Source organism: Myxococcota bacterium, assembly GCA_041389495.1.
Taxonomy (GTDB): domain Bacteria; phylum Myxococcota_A; class UBA9160; order UBA9160; family UBA4427; genus JAWKRT01.
Map to the genome: position 1 here is coordinate 1,215,950 of JAWKRT010000002.1, position 15,243 is coordinate 1,231,192.

At 73.8% G+C, this 15,243-nt stretch carries 12 protein-coding genes; 7 read left to right on the plus strand and 5 right to left on the minus strand.

Annotation, left to right across the window (positions count from 1 at the left end):
• Positions 1-5 precede the first annotated feature (5 nt).
• A complete protein-coding gene (locus tag R3E88_16030) occupies positions 6-1,352 on the minus strand; it encodes an aromatic ring-hydroxylating dioxygenase subunit alpha (GenBank protein ID MEZ4217996.1) in 1,347 nt (448 codons plus the stop codon).
• A gap of 111 nt (positions 1,353-1,463) precedes the next feature.
• Between R3E88_16030 and R3E88_16035 the strand changes: the two genes are divergently transcribed.
• The 6 genes from R3E88_16035 to R3E88_16060 all read left to right on the plus strand — a co-directional run bounded on the left by R3E88_16035 (position 1,464) and on the right by R3E88_16060 (position 9,789).
• The gene (locus tag R3E88_16035) at positions 1,464-3,935 is read left to right on the plus strand and encodes a CoA transferase (GenBank protein ID MEZ4217997.1); all 2,472 of its coding nucleotides are present in this window, start codon (positions 1,464-1,466) and stop codon (positions 3,933-3,935) included.
• 189 nt (positions 3,936-4,124) lie between these two features.
• Positions 4,125-6,005 carry a methyl-accepting chemotaxis protein gene (locus R3E88_16040; GenBank protein MEZ4217998.1) on the plus strand — a complete coding sequence of 627 codons (1,881 nt, stop codon included), beginning with the start codon at positions 4,125-4,127 and terminating at the stop codon, positions 6,003-6,005.
• A 182-nt stretch (positions 6,006-6,187) separates the two neighbouring features.
• The gene (locus R3E88_16045; protein ID MEZ4217999.1) at positions 6,188-6,643 is read left to right on the plus strand and encodes a hypothetical protein; all 456 of its coding nucleotides are present in this window, start codon (positions 6,188-6,190) and stop codon (positions 6,641-6,643) included.
• A gap of 95 nt (positions 6,644-6,738) precedes the next feature.
• On the plus strand, positions 6,739-8,001 hold the full coding sequence (locus tag R3E88_16050; protein MEZ4218000.1) for a sulfotransferase: 1,263 nt from the start codon (positions 6,739-6,741) through the stop codon (positions 7,999-8,001).
• 11 nt (positions 8,002-8,012) lie between these two features.
• Positions 8,013-8,906: a TIGR03620 family F420-dependent LLM class oxidoreductase gene (locus R3E88_16055; GenBank protein MEZ4218001.1), complete on the plus strand. Its 894-nt coding sequence runs from the start codon at positions 8,013-8,015 to the stop codon at positions 8,904-8,906.
• 190 nt (positions 8,907-9,096) lie between these two features.
• A complete protein-coding gene (locus tag R3E88_16060) occupies positions 9,097-9,789 on the plus strand; it encodes a carboxymuconolactone decarboxylase family protein (protein ID MEZ4218002.1) in 693 nt (230 codons plus the stop codon).
• A gap of 26 nt (positions 9,790-9,815) precedes the next feature.
• On the opposite strand, the gene R3E88_16065 is transcribed toward R3E88_16060, so the two are convergent.
• The 4 genes from R3E88_16065 to R3E88_16080 are packed head-to-tail and all read right to left on the minus strand — an operon-like array spanning position 9,816 to position 13,669.
• A complete protein-coding gene (locus tag R3E88_16065; GenBank protein MEZ4218003.1) occupies positions 9,816-10,988 on the minus strand; it encodes an amidohydrolase family protein in 1,173 nt (390 codons plus the stop codon).
• A gap of 46 nt (positions 10,989-11,034) precedes the next feature.
• Complete coding sequence (locus tag R3E88_16070; protein MEZ4218004.1) at positions 11,035-11,835, minus strand: glucose 1-dehydrogenase; 801 nt, start codon at positions 11,833-11,835, stop codon at positions 11,035-11,037.
• Positions 11,832-12,566, minus strand: a complete 735-nt coding sequence (locus R3E88_16075) for a sterol desaturase family protein (protein ID MEZ4218005.1) — start codon at positions 12,564-12,566, stop codon at positions 11,832-11,834. Before R3E88_16075 ends, R3E88_16070 begins: the two co-directional genes overlap by 4 nt.
• Positions 12,563-13,669: a MarR family transcriptional regulator gene (locus R3E88_16080; GenBank protein ID MEZ4218006.1), complete on the minus strand. Its 1,107-nt coding sequence runs from the start codon at positions 13,667-13,669 to the stop codon at positions 12,563-12,565. Before R3E88_16080 ends, R3E88_16075 begins: the two co-directional genes overlap by 4 nt.
• Positions 13,670-13,758: 89 nt before the next feature.
• Between R3E88_16080 and R3E88_16085 the strand changes: the two genes are divergently transcribed.
• Complete coding sequence (locus tag R3E88_16085; GenBank protein ID MEZ4218007.1) at positions 13,759-15,240, plus strand: aldehyde dehydrogenase family protein; 1,482 nt, start codon at positions 13,759-13,761, stop codon at positions 15,238-15,240.
• Positions 15,241-15,243: the final 3 nt, after the last annotated feature.

A 15,243-nucleotide genomic window follows, 5' to 3' on the forward strand; every position in this document is an offset into this window, starting at 1 on the left:
GCCGGCTAGGCGGGGCCGCCCGTGATCTCGCTCGGCTCGATCCCGATGTAGCGCTCGAGGTTGCGGTGCGTGTTGATGAGGCGCGCCTCCTCGCACGACAGGTTCAGGTGCGTGAAGCCCGGCTGCCGCACGCCGCGCTGCGCGTTCTTCAGCACCTCGACGTCCTGGTTCAGCACGAAGCCGAAGTCGGCCTCGGCCATCGGAAGCGCGACGTCGAAGGGGCGGGCCCGCGGCACGCCCTCGGCCTCGCGCTCGAACGTCATCCCGAACAGGATCGCGTCGTCGGGGGAGTCGCCGGGCCGCGCGGCGAGCACCTGCAGCAGGTCGCCGTTCACGAGCACGGTCAGGTTCGGGAAGACGTTGTACTGGTGCAGCTCGAGGATCGCGCGCGCACTCCAGCGCGAGAGGTCGATGCCCTTCGTCGCGCGCTGATGGGCGCGGATGCGCTCGGCGATCACGTCCATCATCGTCTGCCCTTCCGGAACGGGCGGCGCCGGGCACGACTTCGTGACGCCCATCCGCTCTCCCTGCGACACGATGAAGGAGTCCCAGACCACCTGGTCGTTCGCGCGCGCGAGGCGCGGGCTCGGGACGCCGTAGAGCTGGCGCGACACGCCCGCGTGGCCCCAGATCTCCTGCGGCGCGTCGACGTCGTCGACCGAGCCCAGCATCTCGCGGTGGAGCGTCTGCAGGTGATAGGTCTCGGAGAAGCCGTCGGCGACGAGCTTCCAGTTGGCGGGCGCGCGCGTCGTGATCGTCGCGACGCAGCGGAACGTGTCGACGTCGAGCCACGCGGCGTCGGACGGCATCTTCTCGAGGTAGGCCGCGAGCGGCATCGCGTCCGCGTCGAAGTTCACGAACACGAGCGGGCCCCAGGTGTCGACTGCGACCGGCGAGAGCGAGAGCGACGCGCGGTCGAGCTTCTCGCCGAACCCCTTGCGCGACGGCACGCCCTGCAGCTCGCCGCGCAGGTCGTAGAGCCAGCCGTGGTAGGGGCAGCGGAGGTGGCGGAGCCCCTGGCCCGTTCCGGTGCAGAGCACGTTGCCCCGGTGCTTGCACGCGTTCTGGAACGCGCGCAGCACGCCGTCGCGACCGCGGACGACGATCGCCGCATAGCCGTCGACCACGTACTCGTAGTAGTCGCCGGGCTGCGCGACGTGGTCGACGCTGCAGGCGACCTGCCACGTGCGCGGCCACACGCGCTCGTGCTCGAGTCGCGCGAACTCGGGCGACCAGTAGCGCGCAGCGGGGATGCGCACGGGGCTTCCCTGCGTGTTGCCGACGGACGTGATGGCCGTGCCGGCGAGGTCCTCGCGCGTCGGGGTCGTGGCGTCGGGCAGGGCGGCGCTCATGGCGTGGATCCTCCGGCGGATGCGGTGCGCGCCGGCGCGCGATCCGCGCGCCGGCGGCCGCGAGCATACGACGAACACGGCGAGGGGTGCGCGCGCCTATACTGCCGCGCCATGCCGCGCGCACTCGACGGGATCCGCGTCCTCGACCTGACCACTGCCCTCGGCGAGGCGACGGGCCGCGTGCTCGCCGACCTCGGCGCCGACGTCTGGAAGATCGAGCCGCCCGGCGGCTGCGACGCGCGCCTCGCGCCGCCCTTCGTCGGCGGCGCGTGCGAGCCGCCGGCGGGCGATCCCGAGGCGTCGCTCTTCTGGCGCGCGTGGGGGCGCGGCAAGCGCAGTGTCGTGCTCGACCTCGCCGACGCCGCAGGCCGCGAGCGCTTCCTCGCGCTCGTGCGCGGCGCCGACATGCTGCTCGAGTCGTTCGCTCCGGGCGCGATGGAGGACCTCGGGCTCGGCGCGAGCGAGCTCCTCGCGATCAACCCGTCGCTGCTCTACGTGTCGATCACGCCGTTCGGCCAGTCGGGCCCGTGCGCGCGCGAGCCCGCGACCGATCTCACGCTCGCCGCCGCCGGCGGCCTGCTCAACATGACCGGCAACGGCGACCGCCCGCCCGTGCCCGTCGGCTTCCCGGAGACCGCGCACCTCGGCGCGACGCAGGCGGCGGCCGACGCCGTCCTCGCGCTCTACGACCGCAACCGCACCGGACGCGGACAGCACCTCGACTGCTCCGTGCAGGCCGCCGTCGTGTGGAGCCTGATGAACGTCACGGGCTACTCGGTGCTCGGCCAGGATCCGCCGGGGTTCGGCGACGATCGCGCGGGCCGCAGCGGCTCGATGGACGTGGTGCCCGGGCTCTCGCTCCCGGTGTGCGAGCCGTGCCGGGACGGCTTCGTCGTGATGACGCTCGTGCTCGGCGCGCAGGGCGCGTTCGGATTCGACGCCGCGATGAAGTGGCTCGCCGCCAACGGCGAGCTCGACGACGACCTCGCCGCCGTCGACTGGATGACGTGGATCCAGCAGATCCAGGAAGGGAAGCTCTCCGTCGCGGACGCGAACCGCGGCGTCCAGGCCCTGCTCGCGAAGATCCGCACGATGACGAAGGCCGAGATCCACGCGCAGGCGGTCGCGCAGAAGTGGCTGATCGCGCCCGTGAACCTCGCGCCCGACCTGCTCGCCGACCCGCAGCTGCGCGCGCGCGACTTCTGGGTGGACGTCGACGGCGCACCGCTGCCCGGCCCGTTCGCGCGACTCGCCGCGACGCCGATCGCCTACGACCGCGGCGCGCCGAAGCTCGGTCAGGACCAGGCGCTGCTCGAGCGCGCCGAGCGCGCGCCGCTCGCGCCCGTCGCGCGGGTCGACGTCGCCGGCGCGCCCCGCGGCTCGCTGTTCGAGGGGCTCAAGGTCGCCGACTTCTCGTGGATCGCCGCGGGCCCGCTCATCTCGAAGGATCTCGCGAACCTCGGCGCCACCGTGCTGCGCGTCGAGACCGAGACCCGCATCGACACGCTGCGCTTCATCCACCCGTTCATCGGCGCGCCGGGCATCAAGACGGGCTACGCGGCCGCGAACATGAACCAGTCGAAGCTCGGCGTCGCCGTCGACTTCGCGAAGCCCGAGGGCATCGCGCTCGCGCACCGCATGGCGGAGTGGGCGGACGTCGTCGTCGAGAACTTCACGCCCGGCACGGCCGAGCGACTCGGGCTCGACTACGAGACGCTGCGCCGCCGCAACCCGCGCCTCGTCATGCTCTACACGTGCATGCGCGGGCAGACGGGGCCCGAGCGCAAGCACACCGGCTTCGGGCTGCACGGCGCGGCGCTCGCCGGCCTCGTCGGCATCACGGGCTGGCCCGATCGCGCGCCCGTCGCGCCGTGGGGCGCGTACACGGACTTCATCTCGCCGCGGTACGCGCTCGCGGCGCTCGGCGCCGCGCTGCACCACCGCGATCGCACGGGCGAGGGGCAGTGCATCGACGTCTCGCAGATCGAGGCGGCCATCCACTACCTCGCGCCGTCCGTCCTCGACCACGCGGTGAACGGCCGCGTGCTCGACCGCGCCGCGCACGACGCGGAGTGGGGCTGCCCGCACGGCGTGTACGCGACGCGCGGCGTCGAGCGCTACGTCGCGATCGAGGCCCGCACGTCTGCGCACTGGCGGGCGCTCCGGTCCGTCGTGCCCGAGCTCGCCGCGCTCGGCGGCGACTCGCTCGACGCGCGCACCGAGCGCGTGCGCCGACGCGCGGAGATCGACGAGCGCCTGGCGGCGCGCTGCGCGCGCGAGGAGGCGCACGCCTTCGCGGCCGCGCTGCGCGCCGCGGGCACGCCCGCCTATGCGGTGCTCCGCGCGAGCGAGCTCCACGGCGACGCGCAGCTCGACGCGCGCGGATTCTTCCTCGAGCTCGACCACGCCGGCTTCGGTCGACGGAAGTTCGACGGCGCCGTTACGGTGTTCTCCCGAACGCCTGCGCGTCCGACGGGCGCCGGCCCGCTGATCGGGCAGCACACGTTCGAGGTGCTGCGCGACGTGCTGGGGTATTCCGAGGAGGCGATCGCCGACCTCGCGGCCGCGGGCGCGCTCACGTAGCACGGCGTCGCGACGGCGTGCCGACGACGGCGCGCGCTCATTCCTCAAGCTGGGCCATTCGGGGACCGACGCGGCACGGCGCATCGCGTGCTCGCATCGCCTCTGGCGGCGCGCGGCGACGATGCGCGCATCCCCAGTCGTCGACGGCGTCGCGCGGACGCCGCGACTCGATCAGCGCGAGCGGAGACCATGACCAGGACGATCGGTATGAAGGTGGGAGCGCTGTCGGCCGCGGCCGTGGCCGGCGCGCTCGTCGTCGGTGGCCTCGACGGCCGGAGCTTCTCCGACGTGGCGCAAGCGCTCGCCGCCGTCGAGACGATGAACGGCGCGCTCCGGACGCACATGGAAGCCGACATGCTCCACGACGGCATCCGGGGCGATGCCATGGCGCTGCTCCTCGCGCGCGACGAGAGCGAGCGCGATCGGGGAGAAGCGCAGCTCGCCGAGCACCTGCGCCACCTCGCCGAGCTGCTCGACCAGAACAAGCAGCGCTCGCTCGGCGCCGAGGTCGATGCGCAGCTCGCGAGTGCGAGCGCCGCACTCGAGGAGTACGCGGCGAGCGCGCGCCTCGTGGCCGACCTCGTCAAGGTCGATCCGTCGCGTGCGCGCGAGGCGCTCGGACGGGTCGAGCGCGCGTTCGCGGACCTCGAGGGGCCGATGGGCGAGATCAGCGACGCGATCGAGGCGGGGGTGGGCAGCGCGAAGACCGGCGCCGAGAGCTCGATCGCGCGCGCGCGCCGGGCCGGCCTGCTCGCGAGCCTCGTGCTCGCCGTCGCCTTCGGCATCGCGGGCACCGTGCTCGTGCGGGACCTGCGCCGCCGGATGCGCGAGATCGCGGATCGCACGAGCGCCGTCGCGCGCGGCGATCTCCGCTCGGCCGGAGTCTCCGAGGGTGGCGACGAGCTCGCATCGATCGCGAGGGCGCTCGAGGCCGGCGCGGCCGGCATGCGCACCGCACTCGGCGCCGAGCGCGTCGACTGGCGCGAGCTCGGCGAGCAGCGGCGGCTCGCTCGACAGCGCGAGCTCGACTCGGAGCGCCTCGCCGCGCACCTCGACGAGCTCGCGACCGGCGCGATCCCCGACGAGATCGAGACCGACGTCGTCGCCGACCTGCTCGCGATGCGCGACGGACTGAACGCACTCGTGAGGTCGGTCCACGACGTCGCGAGCACCGCGGCGAGGCTCGGAGACGGCGACTTCTCGGTCGCGGTCACGCCGCGCTCGCCCGACGACGAGCTGCTCACGAGCCTCGAGCGCATGGTCGCGAGCCTCGAGCGCGTGCTCGTCGAGCTGCGGCGCGACTCGGGCGCGGTCGGCGCGAGCAGCGCGCAGGTCGCCGACACGAGCCGCCGGATGTCGCAGACGGCGATGGACTCCGCGGCGTCGCTCGAGGAGATCACGTCGCAGATGGCGGAGCTCGAGAGCCGCACGCGCGAGAACGCGGAGGGCGCGGGGCAGGCGGTCCGGCTCGCGCAGGAGGTCAGTGCCGCCGCGAGCGAGGGCGACTCGCAGATGCAGGCGATGGTCCACTCGATGCGCGCGATCACCGAGGACAGCCAGGAGATCGGCAAGATCATCAAGGTGATCGACGAGATCGCGTTCCAGACCAACCTGCTCGCACTCAACGCCGCCGTCGAGGCGGCGCGCGCGGGCACGCACGGCAAGGGCTTCGCGGTCGTCGCGGAGGAGGTGCGCGGGCTCGCCGAACGCAGCGCGCGCGCGGCGCGCGAGACGACGGAGCTGATCGAGGGGTCGGGCGAGAAGGTGCGACTCGGCACCGAGGTCGCCGAGCGGACGGCCGCGCGACTCCACGAGATCGTCGAGGCGACGCGGACGACGACGGAGCTCGTCGAGCGCATCACCGAGGCGAGCCACGAGCAGGTGGACTCGATCGCGGGCGTGAACCGCGGGCTCGCGCGGATCGACTCGGTGACGCAGCAGAACGCCGGCGCTGCGAAGGATCTCGCCGACGCGGCCGCGACGCTGCGCGATCGCGCCGACGCCGTGCAGGCGACGCTCGGGCGCTTCCGGCTCCGGGAAGAGGCCGAGCGCTCCGTGTCGCGGGCCTAGCGGCGGACTCCGAGCGCGGTGCGCGACGAGCGGCCCTCCGAGGCTCGCCGTCGCGCCGGCGGCGTCGCCGCGGTGGTAGGCTGCGCCGTGCAGCGCGGCGGGTCGCCGGCCGCGCTCGGTCCGCCACGCATCGCACGGGCCGGCGCGCCTCCGGAGCGCGCCGGTCGCTCGGAGCGCTCGCCTTGGCTCGTTCGCGCACGGTTCGCTCCTCGCTCGCCTCGTCGGCACTCCTCGCGTTCGTCGCCTGCGGCGGCCCCTTCCTCCTGCTGCCCGGCGGCGCGCTCGACGGCGACGTCGCGCCGGTGCCCGCGCGCTGGGACGCCGTCGGCGATGCGGGCACCGCGCAGCTCGAGACGAACGCCGCCGACCCGTACTCCGTGAACGTCGCCTACACCGTCGTGGACGGGCGCCTCTACGTGAACGCCGGCGACACCGAGACGCGCTGGGCGCGCCACATCGCCGGCGATCCGCGCGTGCGCCTCCGCGTCGACGGCGCGCTCTACGCGCTGCGCGCCGAGCGCGTGACGGCCGCGGGCGAGATCGCGTCGTTCGCCGAGGCGTGGACGGCGCAGTCGATCTTCCGGCGCGATCCGCGCGGGCTCGACGCCGTCTGGCTGTTCCGGATGGAGCCGCGTTAGGCGAGCCACTCGGCGGCGTGTGCGCTTGACAGCCGCCCCCCTTCGCGGGCACAAGGGCCGCGCGCACCGCCGCTCGACCGCGAGGACCCGTCGACATGCCGACCGCCGACCGGCGACGCCACTGGAAGCCGCGGCCGCGTCCCGAGTGGCTGCAGCGCGTGAACGAGGAGGGCCGCGTCCTCGACGCGCGGGCCGTCGTGCCGCTCGACGAGCGCTCGTTGCTCGACGCCGCGCGCGCGAACACGGGGCTCTCGGACTTCGGCGACGACGGCTGGCGCGAGCCGTTCCACATCCTCCTGCGCGCCCTCGAGGAAGAGGCCGACCTGAACTTCTGGGGGCGCGTGACGACGCGCTCCGACCTCGTCGCACACCTCGAGGTGCGTCTGCGCGTCACCGACTGGTACGCGCGGCACCCCGAGGTGGAGGACGAGCGCATCGTCGCGCCGGTCTTCGTGACGGGGCTCCCGCGCTCGGGCACGACGATCCTGCAGGAGATCCTCGGCGCGGATCCGCGCGCGCGCACGGTGCGGATGTGGGAGGCGCGCTTCCCCGTGCCGCCGCCCGCGCCGGGCGACCCGCGGCCCGACCCGCGCATCGCGCGCGCCGACGCGCTCTGCACGATGCAGGATCGCGTGACGCCCGAGTGGGCGGCGATGCACAAGGTCGGCGGCGACCTCCCGGTCGAGTGCATCGAGTTCACGTACGCGTCGTTCCTGTCGGACGCGTTCTCGGCGTCCTTCCAGGTGCCGAGCTACTCCGCGTACGTCGCGAAGACGGACCCGGCCTACGCGTTCTGGTGGCACGAGCGCGTGCTCAAGCTGCTGCAGTCGACGGGACGGCCGGGCCACTGGCTCCTCAAGGGCCCGACGCACCTGCCGTTCCTCCCGCAGCTCTTCGAGCGCTATCCCGACGCGCGCATCGTGCTGATGCTGCGCGATCCGGTGAAGGCGCTCGCCTCGGTCGTCGACGTGTGCGGCACGCTCTTCTGGATGCGCAGCGACGACCCGTTCTCGGGCGATTCGTACGGGCACTTCCTCAGTGTCGAGCCGGTCGTGGCGAACCTCGAGCGCCTGATCGGCTGGCTCGAGAGCGGCGCGATCCCGCGCGAGCGCGTGTGCCCGGTGCGCTACCTCGAGTTCTTCGCCGACCCGGCCGCGCAGCTCGACGCGCTCTACCGCGCGCTCGACGTCGCGCTGACTCCCGAGGCGGCCGCCGCGATGCAGGCGTACCTCGCGCGCAAGCCGAAGGGCGCCTTCGGAGAGCACGATTACGACACGGGCGGCGAGGCGATCGTCGCGGCGGAGCGCGCGCGCTTCCGCGCGTTCCAGGACTACTTCGGCGTGCCGAGCGAGATCTAGCGGGGAGGCGGATGGCGATCGAGCTGGGAGCGCGAGGCGTCTGGTTCTACCCCGATGCGCTCGCGAGCGACGAGGTGGTCGCGTTCGCGCGCCGCGTCGAGGCGCTCGGCTACGGCGCGCTGTGGCTGCCCGAGGCCGGCGGTCGCGACCCGTTCGCGCTCGCCGCGCGGCTGCTCGACCACACCGATCGCCTCGTCGTCGCCACGGGCGTCGCGAACGTCTACGCGCGCGACGCGCACGCGATGAAGGCCGCGCAGCACACGCTCGCCGAGCAGTCGGGCGGCCGCTTCCTGCTCGGCATCGGCATCTCGCACCGGCTGCTCGTCGAGGACGTGCGCGGCCACCGCTATGGCCCGCCGCTCGCGACGATGCGGGCCTACCTCGACGCGCTCGACGCGGCCGACTACGGCGCCGTCGCGCCGCGCGAGCGGCCGCCGCGCGTGCTCGCCGCCCTCGGCCCGCGGATGCTCGCGCTCGCGCGCGAGCGCGCGGACGGCGCGCACCCGTACATGGTGACGCCCGCGCACACGCGCGAGGCGCGCGCCGCGCTCGGCCCTGCCCGGCTCCTGTGCGTCGAGCAGAAGGTCGTGCTCGAGGCCGACGTCGCGCGCGGGCGCGCGATCGCGCGCGCGTCGGCGGCCATCGCGATGGGCCTCACGCTCCCGAACTACCGCCGCAGCCTCCTGCGCCAGGGCTTCGCCGAGGCGGATTTCGGCGAGGACGGCCCGAGCGACCGCGTCGTCGACGCCGTCGTCGCGATCGGCGACGCCTCCGCGCTCGAGGCGCGCCTGCGCGCGCACTCCGACGCGGGCGCCACGCACGTGTGCGTGCACCCGCTGCACCCGGAGGGCCGCAGCGAGCCGCACTGGCCGGTGCTCGAGGCGCTCGCACCGGCGCACGCCTAGCAACCGTGGGCGGCGCGTCCCGCCGCGGGACGCGCCGCTCGCTGCGACCGAGGGGAGGGCGAAGCGATGGAAGGCGACGACGAGAGGCTCGCGCGCGCGCGACGTCCTCGCGACGCTCGGCGGCGGAGTCGACGCCGCGCGCGGGCTCGAGGCGTACTTCGACGCGCAGGGGGCCGTCGGCGACTACGCGCTGCGCTTCGGCGCCGGCGAGGTGTGGAGCCGTCCCGGCCTCGCGCGGCGCGACCGCAGCCTCGTCGTGATCGCGCTCCTGACCGCGCTCGGGCGGGAGCGCGAGCTGCGCGCGCACGTCGCGGGAGGGCTCCATCACGGGCTCGCGCGCGAGGAGATCGACGAGATCCTGCTGCAGACCGCGGTCTATGCGGGCGTCCCGTTCGCGCTCGGCGCCGTCGCGGTGGCGAACGAGGTGTTCGCCGCGCGCGACGGCGCGCCGCAGCGGCGCGACGCGCCCGCGCGGCTCGCGCCCGCGGACGGCGCGACGCGGCGCGCCGCCGGGGCCGACGTCCTGCGCACGCTGCTCGCGCAGCGGGAACGGGACATGCCGGCCGTGCTCGACGCGACGCTCGCGGCGCTCGGCGAGATGGGCCGCTGTGTCGTCGACACCGCCTTCGGCGAGGTGTGGAGCCGCCCCGGGCTCTCACGCCGGGATCGCAGTCTCGTCGTCGTCGCGGTGCTGACGGCGCTCTCGCAGCCGCGCGAGCTCGAGACGCACGTGCGCGGCGCGCTGCACCACGGCGTGACGCAGGCCGAGCTCGAGGAACTGATGCTCACCGCCGTCGTGTACGCGGGCTTCCCGCGCGCGATCGAGGGGCTGCACGCCGCGCGGCGCGCGATCGGCGAAGCGTCGCCCGCGCCTCCTCGCTAGGCGGCGAGGAGGCGCACGGCGCGCGCTCAGCGCACCTGGTAGAGCCGCGCCGCCGTCGACCAGAGCACCTTCTCGACCGTCGCCTCGTCGACGCCGGCGAACGCCTTCTCGGCGTAGTCGGCGGGGTGCTGCGTGAGGCCGCCTCGGAGCCCGGGGTGCTGGCAGGTCGGGTGCGGGAAGTCCGTCTCCCACATGACGTTGTCCGGCAGGTGCCCGACCGCGTCGCGCATGCCGGACTCCTCGAACCAGAAGCAGCCGTAGATCTGGCGGCGGAAGTACTCGCTCGGCAGCAGGTCGTACTCGGGGTGTTCCTTGCGCGTCTGGCTGTTGACGAACTGCCAGTCCGCGGCCTCGAGGTAGGACGGGATCCAGCCGACGCCGCTCTCGACGGACACGAAGTCGAGCTCCGGGAAGCGGTGGCACACGCCGCCGAAGATCAGGTCGGCGATGCACGTGACGTTCTGCATGAACACCATCGACGACGCGCGCGCGAAGTTGGCGCGGATGCCGAGGCCCGCGGAGTCGACGAAGAGGTCGGACAGGTCGCCGCCGCCGATGTGGAAGCTGATCGGGACGCCGGCCTCCTGCGCCGCGGCGAAGAACGGATCCCAGTGGCGGTGGCCGATCGGCGGCTGGCCCCACGCCTGCGGCTGCGAGCACGCGAGCACCGTGCGATGGCCCTTCGCGACGGCGCGCTGCACCTCGGCGACGCACGCCTGGACGTCCCAGAACGGCATCGCCGCGGCGGGCAGCAGGCGGTTCGGGTCGGCGCTGCACCAGTCGACCAGGAAGTCGTTGTAGGCGCGCACGCACTCGAGCATGAGCTCGGGCTCGCGCAGCTTCAGGAAGCCGGCCGATCCGAAGCCGCCGACGTTCGGGTAGAGGATCTGCGCGTAGATCCCCTCCGCGTCCATGTGCGCGAGCCGCTCCTTCGCGTCGTACGAGCTCTTCGGGATGTCGTCGTAGCCCATCGGCCCGTCGGGCGGCGAGCCGTCGAAGCCGGCCATCGTCGTGAAGCCGGGCGCGCCGACCGTCTCGTCGCGGATGAACCAGATGTCGCGGCCCTCGTGCTTGCGCACGTGCGGCACCGCGTCGCCCCAGCGCTGCGTCGAGACGCGCGCGGTCCACACGTCCGGCGGCTCGGTGATGTGCGTGTCGGTGTCGATGGCGCGGATGCGATCGAAGATGCGTGCGGTCATGGCGAGTCCTCGCTGTCGGGGCGCCCGCGGGCGCCGTGCCTGACGTCTAGCGGATCGGGCCGGAGAGGCCGGGCGGCGGGTAGCCCGAGATCATGCCGCCGTCGACGACGAACTCGGCCCCCGTGCAGTACGCGCTCTCGTCCGAGGCCAGGAAGAGCGCGAGGCGCGCGACGTCCTCGGGACGCCCGGCGCGGCCGAGCGGCACGAGGTCGTCCGCGTAGCGTTCGAGGGCGGCGTGCGTCACCGCCGTGTCGCCGCCCTCCGGTGTTCCCATGTGCGTGCGGATGAAGCCGGGGTGGATCGAGTTCACGCGGATGCCGAGCGGGCCGAGCTCGCGCGCGGCGACCTTCGTCATGCCGCGCACGGCCCACTTGCTCGCGACGTACGGGGTGCAGAGGTCCATCCCGATCATGCCGTCGATCGACGAGACGTTGAGGATCGACCCGCCGCCCGCCGCGCGCATGGGGGCGACGGCCGCGCGCATGCCGAGGAAGACGCCCGTCTGGTTCACCTCGGTGACGCGCCGGTAGCTCTCGAGCGTGGTCTCGGCGAGCGGCGCGGCGTCGGCCACGCCGGCGTTGTTGACGAGCACGTCGAGCCGGCCGAACGCGTCCGTCGTCGCGGCCACGGCGTCGCTCCACGCGGCCTCGCTCGTCACGTCGAGCCGCAGCGCGAGCGCCGCGGCGCCGATGCCCGCGGCGACCGTCTTCGCCTCGTCCTCGAGCACGTCCGCGACGACGACCTTCGCGCCCTCGGCGGCGAAGAGCTCGGCCTCGGCGCGCCCCATGCCGCGCGCGGCGCCCGTGACGAGTGCGACGCGCCCCGCGAGCCGTCCCGGTGCCGTCATGCCGTCTCCCGGTAGGTCGGCGGCTCGTACGTCCCGAGCAGCTTGTCGTAGATCATGCTGAGCGTCGCGTAGTTGCCGTGGTTCATGTCGATGTGGTGCGAGGCGTGCACGCCGGTGATGTACGACACCACCGAGTAGGGGAAGCCGCGCAGGTTCACCCAGTCGTGGTTCAGGATGTTGAGCTGCGTGAAGAGCAGCGTGGCCACGGCCATCGAGTAGGCGCTGAGCGGCGCGCCCGTCGCGAGCGCCACGATCGGGATCGAGCCCTGGAACAGCACGATGCCGATCGCCGTCTCGAGCGGGTGCACGAACAGGCCGTCCATGTGGGTGGGCGTGCGCGCCTGGTGGTGGAGCGCGTGCACCTTGCGCAGGAAGCCGTCGTGGAAGACGAAGCGGTGCGTCAGGTAGTACAGGAAGTCGAAGACGAGCAGCACGGCGACCACGTCGACGGCGTGCCGCCAGAGCGGGCGCGCGTCGAACGACAGGAACCACGGGAGCACCGCGGCGTAGAAGAAGAGGTTCGTGAACAGCCCGGCCCGGTTGCTCGCCTTGACGCCCTCGCGGTAGCGCGGCCGCGCCATCTTCTTCTCGTCCGCGACGCGGTTGAGCTCGCGCACCTCGCGGAACGCGGCCACGCGGAAGATCAGCAGGTACAGGATCCGCGTCGCGACCACGAGGATCGCGATCACGGCGAGCATCGCCTTCCAGTCGTACGTGAACTCGTAGGTCATCGCGGGGCCCTCGTCGTGGAATCGAGCAGTGCGGCGAGCCGGGCGGCGTCACCGGTGCCGAGACGTCGGCGCAGCGCGCGCGCGAGGCGCTCGATGCCGTCGGCCGGTGCGGGCCGCGGCGCGGCGGCGCGCGCGACCTCGCCGCCGCCGAAGATCTCCTCCTCGAGATGCAGGCGGTCGTACAGCAGGCGCGCCGTGCGCTGCAGCTCGCGCATGCGCGCGGCGCCGAGCGTCGCCGCGAAGCGCGTCTCGAGCGCGTCCACCGAGGCGACCGAGTCGGCGATCAGCCGCGCCCCGCGCGCGGTGAGCTGCAGCAGCGCGCAGCGTCCGTCGCGCGGGTCGGGCTCGCGCCGCAGGTAGCCCAGGCTCTCGAGCTCGCGGGAGGTCGTGGAGATGGCCTGCCGGCTCACGCGCTGCAGCCGCGCGATCTCGTTCACGCGCCCGCCGCGCGGCCCGATGAAGGGCAGCACCTGGCCGAAGGACATCCTGAGTGCGGGATGCCCGCGCGGGATCGTCGCGCGCATGAGCTCCTGCTCGATGCGCGTCGCGACGAGCGGCAGCACGCCGATCGACCCTCGCGCCCGCGCTGCGAGCTCGCCGCTCGCGTGCGTGGGGATGCCGAGCCCCTCGTAGAGCGCGCCGAGCGAGCGCGCGAAGCGCGCGAACGCGGCGTCGCCGACGAGCGAGCGGTAGTCGTCCTGCGTCGCGAGGATGACGCGGACGGCATCGGCGGCGAGCGCGCGCCCGCGGCGCGTCAGCACGAGGAGCTTCGAGCGGCGGTCGGCGCCGCCCGCGCGACGCGCGACGTAGCCCGCGCTCTCGGCGAGGTTCGCGAGCTGGCTGCACGCCTGGCGGCTCGTGCCGAGCCGGTCCGCGACCGCGGCGAGCGAGAGCCCTTCCTCCCACAGCACGGCGAACAGCGGCCCGAAGCTCGGCCGCAGGCCCGCGTGGCCGTCCTCGTCGCCGAGGCGGCGGAGCAGGCGTGTCTGCAGATCGCGCGAGATGCCGATCAGGTGCCGCGGCGTGTTGACGCGATAGCGCTCGGCCGCGGCGCCGCGCACGGCGGCGGGCCCCGAAGCGGGAGTGGCGACGCCCGATCGCATGCGCGCAGCCTACGGCGCGGCGCAGAGATGATCAATCCCGTTTGACAATCTCGTCATGCGTGGTTTATCAGGGCGGCGGAGGTCGCCCCGTGCCCGCTCCCGCACCGCTCGCGCCGCCGGCGCCCGGAACGCAGCTCCTCGTCGACGGCCGCCTGCGCGAGGCGACGGGCGCACGCCGCTTCGAGAACGTCGACCCGGCGACCGAAGCCGTCCTCGGCACCTGCGCGGACGCGACGCGCGAGGACATGGAGGACGCGATCGCCGCCGCGCGGCGCGCGTTCGACGAGACCGCGTGGTCGACGGATGCCGAGCTCCGCAAGCGCTGCCTCGGGCAGCTGCGCGACGCGCTCGCCGAGGAGCGCGAGAACCTGCGCTCGATCCTCGTCGCCGAGGGCGGCATCCCGGTCGCGCTCACGCAGTGGTACCAGCTCGATCCCGTGATCGAGGACGTGCTCTACTGGCGCGACCGCATCGACGACTTCCCGCTCGAGACCGAGCTCCCGACGAAGCCCGTGATGGGGCGGCCGACGCGGCGCACGCTGCGCCGCGAGCCCTACGGCGTCGTCGGCGCGATCACGCCGTGGAACGTGCCGCTGCACCTGATCGTCGTGAAGCTCGGGCCGGCGCTCGCGACGGGCAACACGGTCGTGCTGAAGCCGCCGCCCGACACGCCGTGGACGGCGGCGACGTTCGCGCGGCTCGTCGCCGAGAAGACGGACATCCCGCCGGGCGTCGTGAACGTCGTGACGTCGTCCGACCACGGCGTCGGCGAGCAGCTCGTCGCCGACCCGCGCGTCGACCTCGTCTCGTTCACCGGCTCGACGGCGACGGGCAAGCGCATCATGCAGGTCGGCGCGTCGAACGTGAAGCGGCTCTTCCTCGAGCTCGGCGGCAAGAGCGCGCACATCGTGCTCGACGACGTCGACTTCGGCGAGATCGCGGGCTCGTTCACCGCCGGCTGCACGCACGCCGGGCAGGGCTGCGCGAACCTCACCCGCATCCTGCTCCCTCGTTCACGTTATGCGGAGGGGCTCGAGGCCGTGGTGAAGGCGGTCGAGGCGACGCCGTACGGCGACCCGCGAGACCCGGCCAACGTGATGGGCCCGGTGATCCGGAGGTCGCAGCACGAGCGCATCCTCGGGATCATCGAGTCGGGACGGCGCGAGGCCCGGCTCGTGACGGGCGGACGCGTTCCCGACGGCTTCGAGCGCGGCTACTGGGTCGAGCCCACCGTCTTCGCGGACGTCGACAACGCGAGCGCGCTCGCGCAGGACGAGATCTTCGGCCCCGTGCTGTGCGTGATCCCGTACGACGGCGACGACGATGCCGTGCGCATCGCGAACGACTCGCGCTTCGGACTCTCGGGCGCGGTGACGAGCCGCGACGTCGAGCGCGCGCGCGCCGTCGGACGCCGCATCCGCACGGGCACGATGTCGATCAACGGCGCCGCCTACTTCTCCGTCGACGCGCCGTTCGGCGGCTATCGCGAGAGCGGCATCGGACGCGAGAACGGCAGCATGGGCTTCGAGGAGTACCTCGAGACGAAGCTCGTCGCGTCGCCGGCGGACTGAGGA

Coding starts and splice junctions, on each gene's coding strand:
- R3E88_16030 (MEZ4217996.1), bottom strand. CDS start 1,352: ATGAGCGCCGCCCTGCCCGACGCCACGACCCCGACGCGCGAGGACCTC.
- R3E88_16035 (MEZ4217997.1), top strand. CDS start 1,464: ATGCCGCGCGCACTCGACGGGATCCGCGTCCTCGACCTGACCACTGCC.
- R3E88_16040 (MEZ4217998.1), top strand. CDS start 4,125: ATGACCAGGACGATCGGTATGAAGGTGGGAGCGCTGTCGGCCGCGGCC.
- R3E88_16050 (MEZ4218000.1), top strand. CDS start 6,739: ATGCCGACCGCCGACCGGCGACGCCACTGGAAGCCGCGGCCGCGTCCC.
- R3E88_16055 (MEZ4218001.1), top strand. CDS start 8,013: ATGGCGATCGAGCTGGGAGCGCGAGGCGTCTGGTTCTACCCCGATGCG.
- R3E88_16065 (MEZ4218003.1), bottom strand. CDS start 10,988: ATGACCGCACGCATCTTCGATCGCATCCGCGCCATCGACACCGACACG.
- R3E88_16070 (MEZ4218004.1), bottom strand. CDS start 11,835: ATGACGGCACCGGGACGGCTCGCGGGGCGCGTCGCACTCGTCACGGGC.
- R3E88_16075 (MEZ4218005.1), bottom strand. CDS start 12,566: ATGACCTACGAGTTCACGTACGACTGGAAGGCGATGCTCGCCGTGATC.
- R3E88_16080 (MEZ4218006.1), bottom strand. CDS start 13,669: ATGCGATCGGGCGTCGCCACTCCCGCTTCGGGGCCCGCCGCCGTGCGC.